The organism is Terrabacter ginsenosidimutans (genome assembly GCF_039539425.1).
Taxonomy (GTDB): Bacteria; Actinomycetota; Actinomycetes; order Actinomycetales; family Dermatophilaceae; genus Terrabacter; species Terrabacter ginsenosidimutans.
Window position 1 is genome coordinate 609,412 of sequence record NZ_BAABDC010000002.1, and the last position, 20,849, is coordinate 630,260.

At 71.1% G+C, this 20,849-nt stretch carries 19 protein-coding genes; 15 read left to right on the forward strand and 4 right to left on the reverse strand.

Going from position 1 to position 20,849, the window contains the following annotated elements; all coding sequences use genetic code 11:
- Together ABD831_RS08800 and ABD831_RS08805 are read left to right on the forward strand one after the other, a co-directional pair.
- Positions 1-1,497, forward strand: coding sequence for an aldehyde dehydrogenase family protein (locus ABD831_RS08800; RefSeq protein WP_344944532.1), 1,497 nt, complete (start codon positions 1-3; stop codon positions 1,495-1,497).
- A 146-nt stretch (positions 1,498-1,643) separates the two neighbouring features.
- Entirely contained in the window at positions 1,644-3,350 is a 1,707-nt protein-coding gene (locus tag ABD831_RS08805) for a CHAP domain-containing protein (RefSeq protein WP_344944536.1), read from the forward strand.
- A gap of 8 nt (positions 3,351-3,358) precedes the next feature.
- On the opposite strand, the gene ABD831_RS08810 is transcribed toward ABD831_RS08805, so the two are convergent.
- Positions 3,359-4,243, reverse strand: coding sequence for a DUF3097 domain-containing protein (locus ABD831_RS08810; protein WP_344944539.1), 885 nt, complete (start codon positions 4,241-4,243; stop codon positions 3,359-3,361).
- Between the two features lie 257 nt (positions 4,244-4,500).
- On the opposite strand from ABD831_RS08810, the gene hrcA reads away from it, so the two are divergent.
- From hrcA to ABD831_RS08825, 3 genes are all read left to right on the forward strand, one after another.
- Positions 4,501-5,544 (forward strand): heat-inducible transcriptional repressor HrcA, encoded by a 1,044-nt coding sequence (gene hrcA / locus ABD831_RS08815; protein WP_344944542.1) that lies wholly within the window; start codon positions 4,501-4,503, stop codon positions 5,542-5,544.
- Positions 5,545-5,623: 79 nt separating this feature from the next.
- Positions 5,624-6,757 (forward strand): molecular chaperone DnaJ, encoded by a 1,134-nt coding sequence (gene dnaJ / locus ABD831_RS08820; protein ID WP_344944546.1) that lies wholly within the window; start codon positions 5,624-5,626, stop codon positions 6,755-6,757.
- 18 nt (positions 6,758-6,775) lie between these two features.
- Positions 6,776-7,519, forward strand: coding sequence for a 16S rRNA (uracil(1498)-N(3))-methyltransferase (locus tag ABD831_RS08825; protein ID WP_344944549.1), 744 nt, complete (start codon positions 6,776-6,778; stop codon positions 7,517-7,519).
- Between the two features lie 77 nt (positions 7,520-7,596).
- Here ABD831_RS08825 and ABD831_RS08830 read toward each other — a convergent pair whose 3' ends face one another.
- Both ABD831_RS08830 and ABD831_RS08835 read right to left on the reverse strand, forming a co-directional pair.
- On the reverse strand, positions 7,597-8,781 hold the full coding sequence (locus ABD831_RS08830) for a Gmad2 immunoglobulin-like domain-containing protein (protein WP_344944552.1): 1,185 nt from the start codon (positions 8,779-8,781) through the stop codon (positions 7,597-7,599).
- A complete protein-coding gene (locus ABD831_RS08835; RefSeq protein ID WP_344944555.1) occupies positions 8,778-9,344 on the reverse strand; it encodes a SigE family RNA polymerase sigma factor in 567 nt (188 codons plus the stop codon). Before ABD831_RS08835 ends, ABD831_RS08830 begins: the two co-directional genes overlap by 4 nt.
- A gap of 237 nt (positions 9,345-9,581) precedes the next feature.
- Here ABD831_RS08835 and ABD831_RS08840 point away from each other — a divergent pair, with 237 nt between their 5' ends.
- The 6 genes from ABD831_RS08840 to era are packed head-to-tail and all read left to right on the forward strand — an operon-like array spanning position 9,582 to position 15,402.
- Positions 9,582-9,941 (forward strand): histidine triad nucleotide-binding protein, encoded by a 360-nt coding sequence (locus ABD831_RS08840; RefSeq protein ID WP_344944558.1) that lies wholly within the window; start codon positions 9,582-9,584, stop codon positions 9,939-9,941.
- The gene (locus ABD831_RS08845) at positions 9,938-11,482 is read left to right on the forward strand and encodes a S10 family peptidase (protein ID WP_344944561.1); all 1,545 of its coding nucleotides are present in this window, start codon (positions 9,938-9,940) and stop codon (positions 11,480-11,482) included. Before ABD831_RS08840 ends, ABD831_RS08845 begins: the two co-directional genes overlap by 4 nt.
- 13 nt (positions 11,483-11,495) lie before the next feature.
- Positions 11,496-12,656: a PhoH family protein gene (locus ABD831_RS08850; protein ID WP_425582799.1), complete on the forward strand. Its 1,161-nt coding sequence runs from the start codon at positions 11,496-11,498 to the stop codon at positions 12,654-12,656.
- Positions 12,653-13,120 (forward strand): rRNA maturation RNase YbeY, encoded by a 468-nt coding sequence (gene ybeY / locus ABD831_RS08855; protein ID WP_142177517.1) that lies wholly within the window; start codon positions 12,653-12,655, stop codon positions 13,118-13,120. Before ABD831_RS08850 ends, ybeY begins: the two co-directional genes overlap by 4 nt.
- 19 nt (positions 13,121-13,139) lie before the next feature.
- Positions 13,140-14,453 (forward strand): hemolysin family protein, encoded by a 1,314-nt coding sequence (locus ABD831_RS08860; protein ID WP_344944565.1) that lies wholly within the window; start codon positions 13,140-13,142, stop codon positions 14,451-14,453.
- 19 nt (positions 14,454-14,472) lie between these two features.
- Positions 14,473-15,402, forward strand: a complete 930-nt coding sequence (gene era, locus ABD831_RS08865; protein WP_142178501.1) for a GTPase Era — start codon at positions 14,473-14,475, stop codon at positions 15,400-15,402.
- Between the two features lie 93 nt (positions 15,403-15,495).
- On the opposite strand, the gene ABD831_RS08870 is transcribed toward era, so the two are convergent.
- On the reverse strand, positions 15,496-16,389 hold the full coding sequence (locus ABD831_RS08870) for a ScyD/ScyE family protein (protein ID WP_344944568.1): 894 nt from the start codon (positions 16,387-16,389) through the stop codon (positions 15,496-15,498).
- Between the two features lie 302 nt (positions 16,390-16,691).
- Here ABD831_RS08870 and ABD831_RS08875 point away from each other — a divergent pair, with 302 nt between their 5' ends.
- From ABD831_RS08875 to ABD831_RS08890, 4 genes are all read left to right on the forward strand, one after another.
- Entirely contained in the window at positions 16,692-17,057 is a 366-nt protein-coding gene (locus ABD831_RS08875) for a VOC family protein (protein ID WP_344944571.1), read from the forward strand.
- Positions 17,058-17,100: 43 nt separating this feature from the next.
- Positions 17,101-17,259 (forward strand): hypothetical protein, encoded by a 159-nt coding sequence (locus ABD831_RS08880; protein ID WP_344944574.1) that lies wholly within the window; start codon positions 17,101-17,103, stop codon positions 17,257-17,259.
- Between the two features lie 262 nt (positions 17,260-17,521).
- Positions 17,522-19,267, forward strand: a complete 1,746-nt coding sequence (gene leuA / locus ABD831_RS08885) for a 2-isopropylmalate synthase (RefSeq protein WP_344944577.1) — start codon at positions 17,522-17,524, stop codon at positions 19,265-19,267.
- A 48-nt stretch (positions 19,268-19,315) separates the two neighbouring features.
- Positions 19,316-20,836, forward strand: a complete 1,521-nt coding sequence (locus ABD831_RS08890) for a glycosyltransferase family protein (protein WP_344944580.1) — start codon at positions 19,316-19,318, stop codon at positions 20,834-20,836.
- Positions 20,837-20,849 lie beyond the last annotated feature (13 nt).

Here is a 20,849-nt window from a genome sequence, read left to right on the forward strand (position 1 = left end):
ATGAGCGAGACCGTGTCGACGACGACCCCCACCACCCAGACGAGCCGCCCGCCCACGGGCGGTGGGACGACACGTCGCGCGTCGCCGGCCGACGTGGTGGCTGCCGCGCGACGGGCCTTCGACGGCGGTGTGACCAAGCCGCGGCAGTGGCGGGTGTCCCAGCTGCGGGCGCTCCGGACGCTCCTCGTGGAGCACGAGCACGAGGTCGCCGCCGCCCTGCACGCCGACCTGGGCAAGAGCGCGACCGAGGCATGGGTCACCGAGACCGGCTTCGTCGTGCGCGAGATCGACCACACGCTGCGCCACCTGCGCGCGTGGACGGCGCCGCGTCGGGTCCGGGTGCCGCTCTCGCTGGCCCCGGGTCGCGCCAAGATCGTGCGCGAACCGCTCGGAGTCGTGCTCGTCATCGCGCCCTGGAACTACCCCGTGCAGCTGTGCCTGGCGCCGCTCGTCGGCGCCCTCGCTGCCGGCAACGCCGTCGTCCTCAAGCCGAGCGAGGTCGCCCCGGCCACGTCGGCGCTGCTGGCGCGACTGCTCCCGATGTACCTCGACACGTCCGCGGTGCACGTCGTCGAGGGGGCCGTCCCCGAGACGACCGAGCTGCTCGCCCAGCGGTTCGACCACATCTTCTACACCGGCAACGGCGTGGTCGGCAGGATCGTCCTCGAGGCCGCCACCCGCCACCTGACCCCGGTGACGTTGGAGCTCGGCGGCAAGTCGCCGGCCTACGTCGCCGACGACGCCGACCTGCGCGTCACGGCGCAGCGCCTCGTGTGGGGCAAGTTCACCAACGCCGGCCAGACCTGCGTGGCGCCGGACTACGTCATCGCGAGCCGTCCCACCCTGGAGGCGCTCAAGCCCCTGCTCGTCGAGGCGATCCGCGCAGCCTTCGGCCCGGACCCCTCCACGTCACCGGACTACGGGCGCATCATCGGCTCCCGGCACTTCGACCGCCTCACCGCGCTCATCGACCCGGCGCGCGTCGTCAGCGGCGGCCGTTCCGACGCGTCCACCCGCTACCTCGAGCCGACCGTCGTCGACGTGGTGGACGCGGACGACCCGCAGGAGCTCGTCATGCGTGACGAGATCTTCGGTCCTCTCCTGCCGCTGGTTGCGGTCGACGGCCTCGACGCGGCCGTCGACTTCGTCAACCGTCGGGACAAGCCGCTCGCGCTCTACGTCTTCACCACCTCCGACGTGGTGCGGCGACGGTTCGAGCGCGACACGTCCTCGGGCGCGCTGGCCTTCAACGTCCCCCTGGCCCACCTCGCCGTGCCCGGGCTCCCCTTCGGCGGCGTCGGCCCCAGCGGCACCGGCGCCTACCACGGCGAGCGGTCCGTCGAGCTCTTCTCGCACGCGAAGTCGGTCTTCTCGCTCCCCACCCGCCCGGACCTGACCGTCTGGGTGCGCCCGCCCTTCTCGTCGGCCAAGGAGCAGGTGATCAGGCGGGTCGCCGTCCCCGGGCGGCGTCGCCGGACGTCGCCGCCTCCAGGGTGAATGACAGCGGTGTCATTAGCACACGTGTGACCAGATGGCGCGGAAGTCACGCTCGTGTCGCATGGGATTTTTGGGAATGGAGTCATTTCCCGGTGTGATTGTCCTAGATTGCGGGGTGCACCCCACGGCGATCACGGGAGACACACATGCCTTCGGCCACCCACGACCAGGCGCGTCCGGCCTCCGGCCTCCCCCCGCTCTCGTCCCGGCGTCGACCCGGTCGAGCCGTCACGGTGCTGGTCAGTGCTCTCGTCGTGCTCCTCGCTGCCGTGGGGCTGGCCGGCCCGGCCCGGTCCTCCGAGTGGACCGTCCTGTGCACGGGCTACGACGCGTGTGCCAAGGCCGGCTACTCCAACGCGGGCTACCCGGACCACAGCACCACGAGCTACTGGAGCCAGTCGACCGGCCACAACTGCACCAACTACGTGGCCTACCGCCTCGTGACCAACGGGCTGCCGAACAAGCGGCCCACCCAGCTGTCCGGCAACGCCTACAACTGGGGTTCCGCGTTCGCGACGCAGACCGACGACGCGCCCGCCGTGGGCTCGGTGGCCTGGTGGGGGACGTCGTTCTCGAGCACCGGCCACATCGCCTACGTCGAGAAGGTCGTCTCGGCGAACCAGATCCTCGTCTCCGAGGACAACTGGGGCGGCGACTTCCGGTGGCGCTCGATCACCCGCTCGGGCGGCCTCTGGCCCGCAGGCTTCATCCACCTCGACGACCAGGGCCCGAAGGTCGCCGCGCCGGCCGACTACCCGACCTACCGCCCGGTGACCCCGACCCGGATCGTCGACACCCGCAGCTCGCTCGGGGCCAGCGGTCCGCTCGCGGCGGGCAGCGACACGAGCATCCTCGTCGGCGGCCGCGCCGGGCTGCCGAAGACTGCCGTGGGAGCCGTCGTCGTCAACGTCACGGCCGTGCGTCCGCAGGCGGCGGGCTGGCTGCTGACCTACCCGTCGGGCAGCTCGCCGGCCGCCTCGTCCACCCTCAACTACGACGCCGGGGCCACCGTGGCCAACCAGGCAGTGGTCGGCGTCGGCAGCGACGGTCGCATCCGACTCAAGGTCAGCCAGCGCACCGACGTCCTGGTCGACGTCGTCGGGTGGTACCCCGCCTTCGGCAACCTGTCCACGACGACGCCGACGCGCATCCTCGACACCCGTTCGGGTCTGGGCGCGCCGACGGGCCGACTCGTGCCGGGTGGCCGCATCGACCTCGCGGTCACGGGCAGCGCGGTGGTCCCGACCTCGGGTGTCGACTCCGTGCTGCTCAACGTCACTGCCGCGCGACCGACCAAGGACGGCAACCTCGCGGTCTGGCCGACGGGCACCACGATGCCGAACTCGTCCTCGCTCAACTTCTCGACGGGGTCGTCCGTCTCCGGACTCGTCGTCGCCAAGGTCGGCAGCAACGGCCGGGTGAGCATCCGCACCTCGGCGGCCACCGACGTCGTCGCCGACGTCGTCGGCTGGTACCCGTCCGGGGCCGACTACGACGGCCTGACGCCGGCCCGGCTCCTCGACACGAGGAACGGCACCGGCGCCGCGTCGACCGGCGCGCTCGCCGCGGGCAGCGTGCAGCGCCTCAAGGTGACAGGGCGCGGTGGCGTGCCGTCGACCGGGGTCAAGGCCGTGGTGCTGACCGTCGTCGTGACGGGGCCCCAGGCGCCGGGCTACCTCACGGCATACCCCTCGGGGACGAGCCGGCCCACGACCTCGAACATCAACTACGTCGCGGGCCAGACCATGGCCAACACCGCGGTCGTCGCACCGAGCGCCGACGGCTACGTCGACCTCTACGTCTTCGCGTCCACCCAGGTCGTCGCGGACGTCCAGGGCTACCTCAGCCGCTAGGTCGGGGGCTACGACCCGGGCTCGGTGACGAAGTCGATGAGCTCCTCGACGCTCGCGAGGAGCGTCGGCTCGAGGTCCGCGTAGGAGCGAACCGTCCCGAGGATGCGTTTCCAGGCGTGGGCGATGTCGGCCTGGCTCGCGTGGGCCCAGCCGAGCTCGGCGCAGATGCCGTGCTTCCAGGACGTGCCGCGGGGGATGACCGGCCACTGCTGCCAGCCGAGCCGCTCGGGGCGCACGGACTGCCACACGTCGACGTAGGGGTGGCCGAGGATCCGGACGTGCCGGCTCAGGCCCGGGAGTGCCTGGGCCTGGGCGACGATGCGCGCCTCCTTTGTGCCGGGCACGAGGTGGTCGACGAGGACGCCCAGCCGCCGCCCCGGGCCGGGCTGGAACTCGGCGATGATCCCGGCCAGGTCGTCGACACCGTCCATCAGCTCGACGACGACGCCCTCGACCCGCAGGTCGTCGCCCCAGACCTTCTCGACGAGCTCGGCGTCGTGCCGGCCCTCGACGTAGATCCGCGAGCCGCTCGCCACTCGGGCGCGGGCGCCCTCGACGGCCACGGAGCCGCTCGCGGTCCGGGAGGCCGCGCGCCGCGCCTCGGCGAGGGCGGCTCCCGCGGCAGCCTGCGGGGGAGTGAGCGTGACCGGCGCCCCGTCGACGAGGAAGCCGGGGCCGAGGGGGAAGGCCTTGGTGCGCCCGCGGCGGTCCTCGAGGTGCACGACGTGCATCCCGCCGGCCTTCTCGACGCGGACGACGGCGCCGACCCAGCCCGTCTCGACCTCCTCGACGACGAGGTCGGGCTCGGCCGGGGTGGGGGTGGACCGGCCGCGCCTCGGGGCACGCCAGTCGCCGTTGAGCACGTCTGATCCGTAGCGATCGTTGGGGGACACGACTAGCGAGGGTATGCCGCGTCTCGGGCCGACGCACGGATGCCACGCGGGTGCCGCGCGGGTCCCACAGGGGTGCCACGCGTGCCACGGGGTGCGGCGCCGCGGTGACGGGTGACCGACGCGCGTGCAGCCCCGTCGGGGAGGGTGCGACGGCGCATACGGTTGGATGAAATCGGAGATCCGCGGGGCACGACGTAGACTTGGCACTCGTCGATCGAGAGTGCCAGACCCGATCCCGGACCCGTGAAGGAGGGACGATGAGCGAGGACCGCAGGCTGATGGTGCTGCGCGCGATCGTGCAGGACTACGTCCAGACCTCCGAGCCGGTCGGGAGCAAGGCGCTCGTCGAGCGCCACCACCTCGGGGTGAGCGCGGCGACGGTGCGCAACGACATGGCCCTGCTCGAGGAGGAGGGACTCATCCATGCGCCGCACACGTCGGCGGGCCGAGTGCCCACCGATGCGGGCTACCGCGTGTTCGTCGACCGGCTCAGTGCCGTCAAGCCCCTCGGGCAGGGCGAGCGCCGCGCCATCGGGCAGTTCCTGCAGGGCGCCGTCGACCTCGACGACGTCGTCGACCGGACGGTGCGCCTGCTCGCGAGCCTGACGCGACAGGTCGCCGTGGTGCAGTACCCGTCCCTGACCCGGTCGACGGTGCGGCACATCGAGCTCGTCCCGATGGGCTCCTCGCACCTGATGATCGTCCTCATCGTCAACACGGGCCGCGTCGAGCAGCGGGTCGTCGACACCGGACGCGTGCTGGCCGACCCCACCGGTGAGGCTCTCGTCGCCTCGATCCGGTCGCGCATCAACGAGGTGGCCGCGGGCGTGCCGTTCACGGTCGCTGCGACCCGGTTGCGCCGCCTCGTCGGTGAGGCCGACGGCGCCGACCGCGCCGCCCTGGAGGCCGTCGTCTCGGCGCTCGGCGACGCGCTCGTCGAAGAGCGCGAGGAGCGCGTCGTCCTGGCCGGACAGGCGAACCTCGCTCGCGCCGGCAGCGACTTCCCCCGCTCCATCGGCCCCATCCTCGAGGCCCTCGAGGAGCACGTGACCCTGTTGCGCCTGCTCGGCCAGCTGGGCGACGACCCCGAGCTCGTCTCGGTGCGCATCGGCTCCGAGAACCCCGTGACCGGGCTGCAGTCGACCTCGCTCGTGTCGATGGGTTACGGCTCCGGCTCCGAGCGGGTGGCGAGCCTCGGGGTGCTCGGCCCGACCCGCATGGACTACCCCACGACGATGGCATCGGTCCGCGCCGTCGCGCGCTACGTCACCGAGATCCTCGACGAGAACCAGGCCACCTGACCCCGCACCACCTCGGCCAGTCCGCCGGCGCACCGCCGCACCGGAACCGAAAGCACCACGTACCAAAAGGAATCCCAGCTTGAACGACTACTACGCCGTCCTCGGTGTCTCGCGCGATGCGAGCCAGGAGGAGATCAAGAAGGCCTACCGTCGACTCGCCCGCAAGCTGCACCCGGACGTCAACTCCGGTGCCGACGCCGAAGAGGAGTTCAAGCGCGTCTCGCAGGCCTACGACGTGCTCTCCGACCCGCAGAAGCGCCAGTCCTTCGACATGGGCGCCGACCCGTTCGCGACGGGCGGAGGCGCCGGCTTCGGTGCAGGACAGGGGTTCTCGTTCAGCGACGTCATGGACGCCTTCTTCGGGGCAGGTGCCCAGGCCGGCACGCGCGGCCCGCGCTCGCGCGTCCAGCGTGGGCAGGACGCACTCGTGCGCCTCGACATCGACCTCTCCAAGGCCGTCTTCGGCTCGGAGGAGGAGCTGACGCTCGACACCGCGGTCGGCTGCATCCGCTGCGAGGGTGACGGCGCCGAGCCGGGCACGGGTCGCCAGACCTGCCCGATCTGCAAGGGCGCCGGCGAGGTCCAGCAGATCCAGCGCAGCTTCCTCGGCCAGGTCATGACCTCCCGACCGTGCGTCAACTGCCAGGGCTTCGGCTCGACGCTGACCGACCCCTGCCACGACTGCTCGGGCGACGGACGCGTCCGCACGCGCCGCTCGCTCAAGCTCAAGGTGCCGGCGGGTGTCGACACCGGCACGCGCATCCAGCTGACCGGTGAGGGTGAGGTCGGGCCCGGCAACGGCCCCAAGGCCGACCTCTACGTCGAGATCCGCGTCGTCAACCACGAGACCTACACGCGCCGGGGCGACGACCTGCACTGCAGCGTCGAGCTGCCCATGGCTGCGGCCGCGCTCGGCACGAGCTTCAAGCTCTCCACGTTCGACGGCATGCAGGACCTCGAGATCAAGGCCGGCACGCAGAGCGGTGACGTGCTGACGCTGCGCGGTCTCGGCGTCACCCACCTGCGCCACGGTGGTCGGGGCGACCTGCTCGTCCACGCCACGGTGCAGACCCCGACGCGGCTGACCGAGGAGCAGCAGGAGCTGCTGCGCCAGTTCGCCGCGCTCCGCGGCGAGGAGCGTCCCGAGGGGCGTCTGCAGCCGGCCAACAAGGGCCTGTTCGGCAAGCTGCGCGACGCCTTCAAGGAGAAGTGAGCAGCACGTGAGCGCCCGGTGACGCACCAGCTCTTCCTGGGCGACCCGACCGCTGTGGCTGGGGCCGTCGTGGGGTCGTCGCTGCTGCTCGACGGCGACGAGGGCCGCCACGCTGCCGCCGTGGTCCGCCTCCGAGCGGGCGAGCACTACTTCGTGGCCGACGGAGCCGGCCGCCGCGTCCTGCTCGAGGCGACCGATGTCGACCGTTCATGGGTGCGAGGTCGGGTGCTCGACGTGACCGAGGAGCCGGAGCCTGCCCCGAGGCTCGTCCTCGTCCAGGCACTCGCCAAGGGCGACCGCGACGAGCAGGCCGTCGAGGCTGCCACCGAGCTCGGTGTCGACGAGGTCGTCCCGTGGCAGGCGGAGCGTTCCGTCGTCGTCTGGCGGGGCGAGCGCGCCGCCAAGTCGCTGGCCAAGTGGGCCGCCGTCGTCGCCCGCGCGACCAAGCAGTCCCGCCGAGCCCGTCTGCCCGTGACGTCCCCCGCCGTCGGGCTCACGCAGCTCGTCGCCCGGGCCGAGGCCTCGGCACTGACGCTCGTGCTCCACGAGGACGCGACCGTGCCGCTGGCCTCGGTCGGGCTTCCGGAGTCGGGTGACGTGCTCGTCGTCGTCGGACCCGAGGGCGGCATCACCGCTCGAGAGCTCGAGGCCCTCACCGCTGCTGGTGCCCACCCGGTGCGCCTCGGGTCGACCATCCTGCGCGCGTCGTCCGCCGGTCCAGCGGCCCTCGCGGTCCTCAGTGCGCGCACCCGCTGGACCTGACGGCATACGCCCGTTTCTCGTTCGAGGTGACACCGGCGGCCTCGTGGCTGTGCGACCACCCCGAAGCAGGGGAGGGGTCAGCGGGCGGTCAGCGTGACGACCTGCTCGGCGCTCGTCGAGCCGTCCTTGGCGCTGCTCTCGAAGACGCGCAGCACGTAGGCGCCGGACGCGAGCGGCTTCGTCGTCGTGAAGCGGTAGGTGCCGCGGGCCGGGGCTGCCCCGGAGGCGGTCGTGAAGCCGCTGTCGACACGGCGGCCGGCGCGGAGCAGCTCCCACTCGACGTTGGCCTCGAAGGTGCTGGCGACGCCCTTGACGGCGAGCGGCCTGCCGGTCCGGACGACCGAGCCCCGGGCGGGCTCGTCGACCCAGATGGGCGCCACCTGGTCGAGGACCGCAATGGGGTCGGTGGGCCGGTCGTACGTCCCCGAGACCGGGTGCCCCGGCGAGACCGCGGTCCCGCCGTCGGCGAGCTCGAACCGGACAGGAAGCGCTGCGCCGAGCGCGGCCTGCACCGTCCACACGAGCTGCTCGGTCGCGAGCGGCGAGGTGTCCCGCGTGCCCGACGAGAGGCGCACCGTGATGATGCGGTCGCCCCGGGTCACCGACTCGGGCGAGACCCCGGTCCAGGCGGAGTGGTAGCGCGTGCCGGCCGGCGCCGGACCCATGGCCAGCCGCAGGGCCGTCAACGCGGTGCCGACCGGGACCGCGGGGACGGGAACCTGTGACGGCACGAACTCACGGAACAGGCGCTGCTGGCCGCTCCCGGTCGCCACGGGACCGAGGTAGTAGACGGGCACGCTCGCCGTGGTCGTCGCCGGAGGCCTGACCGTCGTCGCGGGCGGGGAGGCCGAGGGCGTCGAGGGCCGGGCGGCGGTCTGGGTCGGCACGCTGGTGGGACCGTTCGAGGGTGTCGAGGAGGAGCCGAGAGGGCTGGGGGTCCCGACGGCGGTCGACGTGGCGGCGACCGGTGGCGTCTGCCCCGGCGGACGGTTGACCGCCCAGACGGTGCCGGCCACCAGGACCGCCGCTGCTGCCGCCGCTGCCGGCAGGACCCAGCGGTGCTGGCGGCTCCCGGCCGAGTCCGAGAACCCGGCGGAGCCGGTGGCGGAGTGCGCGTCCGCGAGGATCGCGCCGAGGCGGTCGCCGGGGTAGATGGAGCGGGCCTCGTCGTCGAGGGCCCGACGCAGGCGGTCCTCCACGGGCGCCAGCCCGGCACCGATGACGGTCGGCTCCTCGCCGGGTCGTGTCGGGTCCGTGTTCATGACTGCTCCAGGGGTTCGATGGTGCGGCGCAGAGCCGTCAGGCCCCGGTGGGCGTGCGTCTTGACGGCGCCGGGGGAGATGTCGAGGGCATGGGCGATCTGGGCCTCGGAAAGGTCGGAGTAGTAGCGCAGGACCAGCACCTCGCGCTGGCGCGACGGCAGCGCTCGCAGGGCGTCCAGAACGGCGTCGCGCTCGGCGCTGCGGACCGCCTGGGTCTCGGCACTGCCATGGCTGCCCCGGCCGGGTGCGTCGGCCGCAGCCGCGTCTCGGGCGTTCTGCCGGTCGACGACCACAGCATGGCGCTGCACGGACCTGCACCCGTTGACCACGGCGGTCTGGAGGTAGCCGACGACCCGACCGCCGTCCCGGATCGAGGCCCAGCTGCGGTGGGTCGCCACGAAGGCGTCCTGCACGACGTCCTCGGCGGCGAGCTGGTCTCGCAGGAGGAGCCACGCCAGGCGGACGAGCCGGTGCCAGTGCGCTCCGTAGAGCTCGGTGATGGCGACGTCGGCGTCGGTCGGCAGCTCGGACGACTCGGGGTCTCTGAGCTGGCCCGCCGGCATACCCAACGTTCTCACGGACAGATGACGGGCACGGCCGACGCGCGGTTGACACGACGGACGGGATGATCCGGACGGATCTGACGGGGCGGGACCGACACAGGCCCACGGCGACCCGCTCGCGGCACGGGACCGACGACCGGCACCACGCTCGTGCCCACGCAGCTCGTCGTGCGCTCGAGCACCGCCGCGCCGCGTCCCACGGGTGCGCGCGGACCGTGACCTGCCTAGGGTGCACCCATGACCTCGCAGACCCCCAGTGACTGCCTCTTCTGCAAGATCGTCGCCGGTGAGATCCCGTCCGACCGGGTCGCCGAGAGCGAGCGGTCGATCGCCTTCCGCGACATCAGCCCCGCCGCGCCGATCCACGTGCTCGTCGTGCCCCGGCGCCACGAACCGACCGTCGGTGCGCTGGCGGCCGTCTCGGCCGAGGACCTCGCCGACGTCTTCCGTCTCGCGTCCCGCGTGGCCGAGCAGGAGGGTGTGGCCGACGCCCACCGGATGATCGTCAACACCGGCAGCGACGCCGGGCAGACGATCTTCCACGCCCATGTGCACCTCATCGCCGGGGCCGCCTTCTCCGAGGGGAGGATGTTGTGAGCGACGAGAGCGCGACGGCCGCCGGCAAGGCCGCCGAGAAGCCCTCCGTGACGACGGAGCCCGGCGACGTCATGGCCAAGGCGGACGGCGCGGTGGCCAAGCCCGCAGACCCGGTCGACGACCTCGTCACCACCCAGCACACGCTCAAGGTCGGTCGTCGCCGGCTGCGCTACACCGCGACGACCGGACGCGTCGTCCTGCGGGAGGAGGAGCACAAGGAGGGCACCTTCGGTGGGCACAAGGCGCGCGCCGAGCTGTCCATGACGAGCTACGTCCTCGACGACGCCGATGCTCGCAGCCGCCCGGTCACCTTCGCCTTCAACGGCGGTCCGGGCAGCTCCAGCGTCTGGCTGCACCTCGGCCTGCTCGGCCCGCGCCGCGTCGTGAGCGGTGACGTGGGGGCGCTCGAGCCGCCTCCGTACGACCTCGTCGACAACCCCGAGTCCCTCCTCGCCGTCAGCGACCTCGTCTTCATCGACCCCATGTCGACGGGCTACTCGCGAGCCGTCGAGGGCGGCAAGCCGGGGGACTACCACGGCTACCAGAAGGACATCGAGTCCGTTGCGGAGCTCATCCGACTGTGGACCTCGCGCAACGGGCGCTGGATGTCCCCGAAGTTCGTCGCCGGCGAGTCCTACGGCACGCTGCGCGGGGCGGCGCTCGCCGAGCACCTGCAGTCCCGCTACGGCATGTACCTCAACGGGCTCGTCCTCATCAGCAGCGTCCTCGACCTCAGCTCGGTGGACTTCGAGAACCAGCGCAACGACCGCGCCCACGCCCTCTACCTGCCGACGTATGCCGCCGTGGCCCACTTCCACGGCAAGCACGGCCGGCGCTCGCTGCGGAGCGTCCTCGACGAGGCGCAGGAGTATGCCGCGCGCGACTACCCGTGGGTGCTCTCGAGGGGCAACCGGCTGACGGCTGCAGAGCGGGCCGGGGCCGTCGCCACGCTGGCTCGGCTCTCCGGGCTGACCGAGGACTACGTCGACCGTGCCGACCTGCGCATCGAGCACTGGCGCTACTTCACCGAGCTGCTCAGGGACGAGCGCCTCTCGGTGGGCCGGCTCGACGCCCGGTTCACGGGTCCGGCGGCGGCCGCCATCGCCGAGAACATGGACGCCGACCCGTACCACGACGCCATCACCGGTCCCTATGCGGCCGCCTGGAACCACTACGTCCGTGACGAGCTCGGCTACGGCAGCGACCTGCACTATGAGCAGATCTCGCGTCTCGTGCACCCGTGGTCGTTCAAGGACTTCGAGGGACGGCCGGTCGACGTGTCGCCGAAGCTCGAGCGCGCCATGCGCCAGAACCCGCACCTGAAGGTGCACATCGCCTACGGCTACTACGACGGGGCGACGCCGCACTTCGCCGCTGAGGACGTCGTGGCGCACCTGCAGCTGCCCGCCGACCGTCTCGCGAACATCGAGCACGCCTACTACGAGGCCGGTCACATGATGTACGTCCACGAGCCGTCGCGACTCCGGCAGAGCCGGGACCTCGCCGAATTCGTGGTGAGGAGCTCGGGCCGCGCCACGTAGACTCGTGACCACGATGAATGACGCGCAACCTCGACCATCCGAGACCGAGAGTCCTGACGGCGCCACGCCCGCCGCAGGCGCCGAGAGCGGCCACAACGCCCCCGTGCTGACCCGGCAGATCCCGCCGCCGATCGAGATGGTCACCCTGCTCGGTCCGCGCGACGAGCTGCTGCGCACCATGGAGCGGCAGTTCCCGCTCGTCGACACCCACGTTCGCGGCAACGAGATGACCTTCGCCGGACCCGCGGGCGAGCTGGAGATCATCGACTCGCTGCTGGACGAGCTGCTCGTCATCGTCGAGACGGGGCAGCCGCTCAACCGCGACGCCGTCGAGCGCTCGATCTCGATGCTGCGCAGCCAGACCCTCGAGCGCCCCGCCGACGTGCTGACGATGAACATCGTCAGCAGCCGCGGGCGCACCATCCGGCCCAAGACGCTCAACCAGAAGCGCTACGTCGACGCCATCGACCAGCACACGATCGTCTTCGGCATCGGACCCGCCGGCACCGGCAAGACCTACCTGGCGATGGCCAAGGCCGTCGCCGCGCTGCAGGCCAAGCAGGTCAACCGGATCATCCTGACGCGTCCGGCCGTGGAGGCGGGCGAGCGCCTGGGCTTCCTGCCCGGCACGCTCAACGACAAGATCGACCCCTACCTGAGGCCGCTCTACGACGCCCTGCACGACATGGTCTCGCCCGAGACGATCCCCAAGCTGATGGCGTCCGGCACGATCGAGGTCGCGCCCCTGGCCTACATGCGCGGCCGGTCGCTCAACGACGCCTTCATCATCCTCGACGAGGCCCAGAACACCTCGAGCGAGCAGATGAAGATGTTCCTGACCCGCCTCGGCTTCGGCTCCAAGATGGTCGTGACCGGTGACATCACCCAGGTCGACCTCCCCGGCGGCACGCGGTCGGGCCTGAAGATCGTGCGCGACATCCTCGGCGACGTCGAGGACATCCACTTCGCGGAGCTGACCTCGCACGACGTCGTCCGCCACCGGCTGGTCAGCGCGATCGTCGACGCCTACGAACGTGACGACCACCGAGCCCAGAAGCGCGCCGTGCACGCGGCCCAGGACGTGACCGGCGCCGGCCGGGGCCGCCCGACCAGGCCGGCCACACGGCATACGCCGTCGGTGGACTCGCCTGTGGCACAGGAGGACCCGGCATGAGCATCGACGTCCTCAACGAGACCGACGCCGACGTCGACGAGCTCGAGCTGCTCGCCTGCGCCCAGTACGTCATGGAGCAGATGCGGGTGCACCCGCAGGCGGACCTCTGCATCAAGCTCGTCGACGAGGACGCGATGGAGGTGCTCCACGTGCAGTGGATGGACCTGCCCGGGCCCACCGACGTCATGAGCTTCCCGATGGACGAGCTGCGGCCCGGCCGTGAGGGTCAGGAGCCCGAGGAGGGCACCCTCGGGGACATCGTGCTCTGCCCCTCCGTCGCGGCGAAGCAGGCGGTCGAGGCCGGCCACGCCCCGATCGAGGAGATGCTGCTGCTCACGACGCACGGCATCCTGCACCTGCTCGGCTACGACCACGCCGAGCCCGACGAGGAACGCGAGATGTTCGAGCTGCAACGCCAGCTGCTGCTCACGTTCCTCGCCACGCGCAACCGACCCAGCGCCTGAGCGCGGACGAGAGACCGAGATGTTCCCGCAGTTCGCCCTCCCGGCGCTCGTCAGCATCGTCGTGGCGTTCCTGCTCTCGGCCGCCGAGGCCGCGATCTTCCGCATGTCGCGCGTGCGAGCGCAGGAGCTCTTCGAGGAGGGACGCTCCGGCGCCAAGTCCCTCATGACGGTGGTCGGTGACTCGCCGGCCTACCTCTCCGTCATCGCGTTCCTGCGCGTCGTGGCCGAGGCCACGGCGGCCGTGCTCGTCACCCTCGCCGTCGCCGGCCGGGTCGAATCGACGTGGAGCCGCGCCCTCATCAGCATCGCCATCATGGCCGTCGTGTCGTTCGTCGTCGTCGGCGTCTCGCCACGAACGCTGGGGCGGCAGAACTACGACACGGTCGCGCTGTGGAGCGCCCCGTTCGCGGTCGGTCTGCGGCGCGTGCTCGGACCGGTGGCCAAGCTGCTCGTCGTGCTCGGCAACGCGGTGACCCCGGGCAAGGGCTACACCGACGGGCCCTTCCAGACCGAGTCCGAGCTGCGCGACCTCGTCGACATGGCCGGCGACTCCGACGTCATCGAGGCCGACGAGCGGGAGATGATCCACTCCGTCTTCGAGCTCGGTGACACCCTGGCCCGTGCCGTCATGGTGCCGCGCACCGACATGGTCGTGCTCGACGCCGACAAGACGCTGCGCAGCGCGATGTCGCTCTTCCTGCGCTCCGGCTTCTCCCGCATCCCGGTCGTCGGCGAGGACAGTGACGACGTCCGCGGCCTGCTCTACTTCAAGGACGTCGCGCGCCGACTCAACGCCGCGCCGGAGGACGGGCGCCACCTCGCCACCGAGGTGATGCGGCCCATGCACTTCGTGCCGGAGAGCAAGCCGGTCGACGACCTGCTGCGCGAGATGCAGCGCGACCAGAACCACTTCGCGATCGTCGTCGACGAGTACGGCGGCACGGCCGGCCTCATCACCATCGAGGACATCATCGAGGAGATCGTCGGCGAGATCGCCGACGAGCACGACCGTGAGGCACCGGGCGTCGAGCAGCTCGAGGACGGCACCCTCCGCGTCCCGGCCTCGATGGACATCGACGACCTCGCCGAGCTCTTCGACGTCACCATCGACGAGGAGGACGTCGACACCGTCGGTGGTCTGCTCACCAAGGTCATCGGGCGCGTTCCCATCGTGGGCTCTTCCGGTACGGTCGCTGGTCTGGAGCTGACGGCCGAACGCATGGCCGGACGCCGCCACCGCGTGGCGTCGGTCATCGTGCACCGCGCACCGGTGCCGGAGGACGACGCCGCGCACACCGAGACGGAGGACGCCCATGGCCACTCAGGACGCTGACCCCACGCAGGGCGACGGCATGGCCCCCGGTGGGCGACCCGACGACTACCGGGCGGGTTTCGCGTGCCTCGTGGGCCGGCCCAACGCCGGCAAGTCGACCTTGACGAACGCGCTCGTCGGCCAGAAGGTCGCGATCACGAGCTCGAAGCCGCAGACGACGCGACACACCATCCGAGGGGTCGCCACGACGCCCACGGCGCAGGTGATCCTCGTCGACACCCCGGGCCTGCACAAGCCGCGGACGCTGCTCGGGCAGCGGCTCAACGACCTCGTGCGCGAGACGCTGCTCGAGGTCGACGTCATCGGCTTCTGCCTGCCGGCCGACCAGCGCATCGGGCCGGGCGACACGTTCATCGCCAACGAGCTGACCGAGCTGCGCTCCGTGCGCCGTCGGCCGGTCGTGGCCATCGCCACCAAGGCCGACGCCGTCGACCGTGAGCGGCTCGCCGAGCACCTCATGGCCATCGACCAGCTGGGGGAGTGGGACGCGATCATCCCGTGCTCGGCCGTGTCGGGCAGCCAGGTGGAGGAGGTCCGCGACGTCCTCGCCTCCTTCCTGCCGCGGTCGCCGCAGCTCTACCCCGACGGAGTGCTCACCGACGAGCCCGAGATGATCATGATCGCGGAGCTCGTCCGCGAGGCCGCCCTCGAGGGCGTGCGCGACGAGCTGCCACACTCGCTGGCCGTCGTCGTCGAGGAGATGGTGCCGCGCGAAGGGCGACCCGAGGACAAGCCGTTGCTCGACGTGCGCGTCAACGTCTTCGTCGAGCGTCCCAGCCAGAAGGCGATCGTCATCGGGCGCGGCGGGTCCCGGCTGCGCGAGGTCGGCACCAACGCCCGCAAGGCCATCGAGGCGCTGCTCGGCCAGAAGATCTACCTCGACCTGCACGTCAAGGTGGCCAAGGACTGGCAGCGCGACCCCAAGCAGCTCCAGCGCCTCGGCTTCTAGGCCGCCGCGTGTGGCGTCATGTGCAGGTGCCCGTCGGATCGACCGGTGCGGTCGTCGGCAAACCGACCGCACCGGCCGCACCGGCCGCGCCGCTCAGAGGCGCAGGCTCCAGACCTCACCGCCGAGAGTCACGACGTATGCGGTGCGCCCGATGATCTGGAACGACACGGGTCGGTCCAGCCCGGACGCGATGGACGTCATCGAGCCGCCAGCGGCGAATCGGAACAGCGCCCCACTGTCGGGTTCGGCGGGTGACCCCTCGGGGTGACCCGGCACGAAGTATCCCTGGCTCAGGACGTAGAGCGTGGACGCAGGCCCGAACTTCACGTCCACCGCGAGTCGCGCACCGGACGCCACGTCGGTGGCGGGTGTGAAGCTCGCCCCGAACGTCACGACGCGGCCGTTCTCCGGCAGGTGAGGCACCGGCCCTGCGAGCGTGAGGTAGACCTGTCCACCTCGTGACGTCATACCGGTCGGCACGACGTCCTCGTAGGTCTGGACCTGGGTGATGTCTCCACCGAGCGTCACCCGAAGGACGCGGTTGTGGTGACCGTCGGTGACGAGGAACGCGCCGCGGTAGGGCAGCATCGCGAACTGCACCCCTGTCGGGATGAAGAACGTTGTCGTCGGTGGGTGCTGGCGGGACCACGTCCCGAGGTCAGCGATGACGGTGAAGGTGCTCGGGCCGTCGATGCGGTAGACGCCGTCTACCGCGCTTCCGCCGAACTCCGGGCCCACCAGGGTGACCAGTGCGTAGGCGGTGCCGCCGAGGAACGCGACGTCCATGACGCCGCCCACAGGGATGATCTTCGGCGGCAGGCCACTCGCAAAGGTGGTCCGCGCGCCCGTTGCCGGGTCGATCCGGCTGATGCGCCCGATGGCGCCCTCAGGGACGTAGAGCGCACCGTCCGGGCCGACGGTACTCCCGATGGGGTCCTGCAGTCCGGCGGTCAGCAGCTGCGGGACAGTGGTGACTGCTCGCGCCACATGGGGCACTGCCCAGGTCGCCGCGGGCGCGGAAGTCACCGCGAGGGCCGCCACCAGGGCGGCTATCCATGAGATGAGTCTCTTATGGTCCTTCCTCCTCAGTGCCCCGGCGATTCCGGGGCCATCGTCAAGCGTCCCGCCGCACCCCACCCCGATCCCATGAACGCGAAAACGCATGGAACACAATCGGTGAAAGCGTGCACAGGTCCTGGGACAGTTCGGACGAATGCCCCGCTCATCTCGCGATGCAGTCGCCAGCGGTCACCATGCGGACCGTCGCGTGGATGGTCTAGCCTGCCGCCGTGAGCAGCCCGATCCAGCGCCGCGTCGGCCAGGTCTTCATCCCCGTCCGTGACATGGCAGCGGCGATCCGCTGGTATGCCGACCTGCTCGGTCTCGAGCCGGGCGTGGCCTCCCACGAGGACACCATCTACGACATCCCCACCGAGGGGGAGACCCGGCTCGCGCTCGACGCGAACCGTCGGGAGTTCGACGCGTCGGGGCCGCCTCGGTTCTTCCTCTGGACCGACGACATGGCAGCCACCGTCGCCCACCTGCGAGGTCTCGGCGTCACGATCACCTCGGCGGTCGAGGACATCGGCAGCGTGTTCTTCGTCCAGTTAGAGGACCCGGACGGCAACGCGCTGATGGTCTGCCAGCGCACCTGACGCGGACGCCGTCCGGTCCTACACTCCAAACCAGGAGGCGGACATGTCGGAGACAGCGCACGACCACGAGCTCGAGGTCCTCGAGGAGGACCAGACGGTGCCCCCGCGGCCCGAGGAGCTGATCGCCGACGCCCGCGAGGACGATCAGGGGGAGTCGGTTCCGTCGCCGTCCGACGCGCCCGACCCTGCTCCGACCACGTGACCGACCCGCCGGGCACCCGCGGCACCATCGCGGGCATCGGGCCGGCCGGCATACCGCTCCCATGACCGGGAGGGGTCTCAGGATGCGGGCAGCGGTCCCGAGGGGTGGACGGGACCGGATCGACCGGCATACGGTGAAGTCGTGCCAGCGGTGAGCCTCCTTCTTCTCTGCCGCGACGAGGCCTGATCCCGGCCCTCCTCGTCGCGGAGTTTCCCGTGTCCGGCCGGACACCGAGAGAGACGCAGACGAAGAGAGTGCAGCGATGATCCACCCCCAGCAGACGTCGGGAATGCCGTTCCAGAAGTACGTCCCGTTCCACGAGCAGATCCCGTTCGAGCTGCCCGACCGCACGTGGCCGACGAAGCGCATCGAGCAGGCCCCGCGTTGGTGCGCCGTCGACCTGCGCGACGGCAACCAGGCGCTCATCGACCCGATGAACTCCGAGCGCAAGCTGCGGATGTTCCAGCTGCTCGTGAAGATGGGCTACAAGGAGATCGAGGTCGGGTTCCCGTCTGCGAGCCAGACCGACTACGACTTCTGCCGCGAGCTCATCGAGGGGGGCCACATCCCCGACGACGTGACGATCCAGGTGCTGACGCAGTGCCGTGACCACCTCATCGAGCGCACCTACGACGCGATCCGCGGCTCGAAGCAGGCCATCGTGCACTTCTACAACTCGACGTCGGCGCTGCAGCGCAAGGTCGTCTTCGGCCTCGACCAGGACGGCATCATCGACATCGCCGTCCAGGCGGCGCGACTGTGCAGGAAGCTCGAGGAGACGATCCCCGACACGACGATCTACTACGAGTACTCGCCCGAGTCCTACACCGGTACCGAGCTCGACTTCGCCATGCGGATCTGCAACGCCGTCGTCGACGTCATCGACCCGACGCCCGACCACAAGATCATCGTCAACCTCCCGGCCACGGTCGAGATGGCGACGCCCAACGTCTACGCCGACTCGATCGAGTGGATGATCCGCCACCTCGAGCGCCGTGAGTCCATCGTCGTCAGCCTGCACCCGCACAACGACCGCGGCACCGGGGTAGCCGCGGCCGAGCTCGGCTACCTCGCCGGCGCCGACCGCATCGAGGGGTGCCTCTTCGGCAACGGGGAGCGCACCGGCAACGTCTGCCTCGTCACGCTGGGGATGAACCTCTTCAGTCAGGGCATCGACCCGCAGATCGACTTCAGCGACATCGACGAGGTACGCCGCACCGTCGAGTACTGCAACCAGCTGCCTGTGGGTGAGCGCCACCCCTACGGCGGCGACCTGGTCTTCACCGCCTTCTCCGGCTCGCACCAGGACGCCATCAAGAAGGGCTTCGAGGCGATGGCGTCGGAGGCCAAGGAGAAGGGCACGAGCATCGACGACCTCGTCTGGGGCGTGCCCTACCTGCCCATCGACCCGCACGACCTCGGCCGGTCCTACGAGGCGGTCGTACGCGTCAACAGCCAGTCCGGCAAGGGTGGCGTCGCCTACATCATGAAGACCGAGCACCAGATGGACCTGCCGCGCCGGCTGCAGATCGAGTTCTCCGGTGTCGTCCAGCGCGGTGTCGACCAGGACGGCGGCGAGGTCGCTCCGGCCGAGCTGTGGTCGCGGTTCCAGGACGAGTACCTCCCGGACCCGACTCGTGCGTGGGGCCGGTTCGAGCTCGTCAACGTCGTCACCGACTCGACCGTCGACGGAGCGAGCACCATCGAGGCGACGGTGCGCGACGGTGAGGAGTCGCTGACCCTCACCGGCACCGGCAACGGTCCCATCGCGGCGTTCGTGGACGCCCTCTCGACCGTCAAGGGCACCCCGGACGTCCGCGTGCTGGACTACGCCGAGCACGCCCTGTCCGCCGGTGGCGACGCGCGCGCCGCGGCATACGTCGAGTGCGCCGTGGGCGACCGGGTCCTCTGGGGTGTCGGTGTCGACCCGTCGATCGTCACGGCGTCGATCAAGGCCATCGTCTCCGCCGTCAACCGAGCCGAGCGCGACAGCATCCCGAAGGCCTGAACGGACGTCTGATCTGACGCCCACCACGGTGGGGTAGCGTCTGGCGCCATGGAGTCCCCGGTCGGTCGAGTGCTACTTCGACTGGCCGGGGTCTCGCTCTTCGCAGTCGCCGTCGTCGGCCTGGTCGCGCCCCGACCGGTCAACCTCGGCTACCGCTGGCAGGTGGTCGTGCCCGTCGCGGTCGGCCTCGTCCTGGTCGCTGCGGCAGTGCGCCTGCCGCGATGGTCCAAGAACCGCTGGCTGCCGGTCGTGGTGTCGGTCGTGGGCGGGGTCGTGGCCACCCTCGTCGGACTCATGCAGCGCTACCACTACGGCTGGGACGCGCGCGTCGTCATGGACATGGCCCGCGCGCTGCAAGCGGGCAGACCGCTGGGGGCGGCCGACTACGACTACCTGTCGCTCTATCCCAACAACCTTCCGCTGCTCGCCATCGACCGCATGGGCGCCGCTGTCGCACAGGCGTTCTCGCTGGCCCCTGACGCGGTCCTCATCCCGCTCAACGGCATCTGCGTCGCCGTGACGGTGTATGCCGTCCACCTCCTCGTCGTCCGCGTCGCGGGTCGTGGCCCCGCCGTCGTGGCGCAGCTCCTGACCCTCGTTCTCGTCGGGACGAGTCCCTGGCTGGCCGTGCCCTACACCGACTTCTATGCGATGCCCTTCGTCGTCGGGGGAGTGGCGCTCGCGGTCAGGGCGATGACTCCCCGGGCCCGCACCGGCCGCGTCGTCCTCTGGGTGCTGGCGGTCGTGTCGGTGTCGGTGGCGTACGCCATCAAGACGACACCGGTCGTCATCGCCATCGCGGCCGTGCTGACGGCCGTTGTCGCGATCTTCGACCATGACCTCGCCCCCGAGCGGCGCGCCGGTGTGATCGCAGCCTGCGCCGCCTCCGCCCTCGCCTTCGTCGCCCTCGGGACAGGGCTGTCGGCCGCCGCGACGTCGGTCGCCGGCGTCGACCCCGCCCGCATCGACACGTCGGTCTCGCCGCCGCTGCTGTGGTGGGTGGCGCTGGGCGCCGACGAGCAGCACGGGGCCGACGGGGTGGTCAACTACGGTGCCTACTCGCGCGAGATGGTCGATGCCGTCACCGGCCGCACCCCGGACGAGATGCGCGCCTACGCGGCCGACGTCCTCGGGGACCGCTGGGCGCAGCGCGGTCTCGGGGGGACCCTTGCGTTCTACGGCAACAAGGCCGCGTGGAACTGGGGGGACGGGATGTTCTGGGCCTGGGGCGAGGGGCCGGACTCGCTGCCAGGCACCCTCGCGCCTGCGACGGGGGTCACGGGGATCGTCCATGACCTCAACGGTTTCCATGGCTCGGCCTACCAGCTGCGCGCCGACCTGACGCAGGCGGTGTGGCTGGCCGTGCTCCTCGTGGCGGGCCTCGGGCTGCTGCGCACGCCCTATCGTCGTGAGACGCTGCTCGTCGCGGCCTCGGTGCTCGGCATCGCGGCCTTCACCCTGGTGCTGCAGGGCCGCTCCCGCTACCTGTTCGCCTTCGTCCCGCTCGTCGTCGTCCTGGCGGCGATGGTCCACGCCTCACTGCCCCGGCTGGGCCGTCGCGCGACCTGACAGCCGCGGTGGC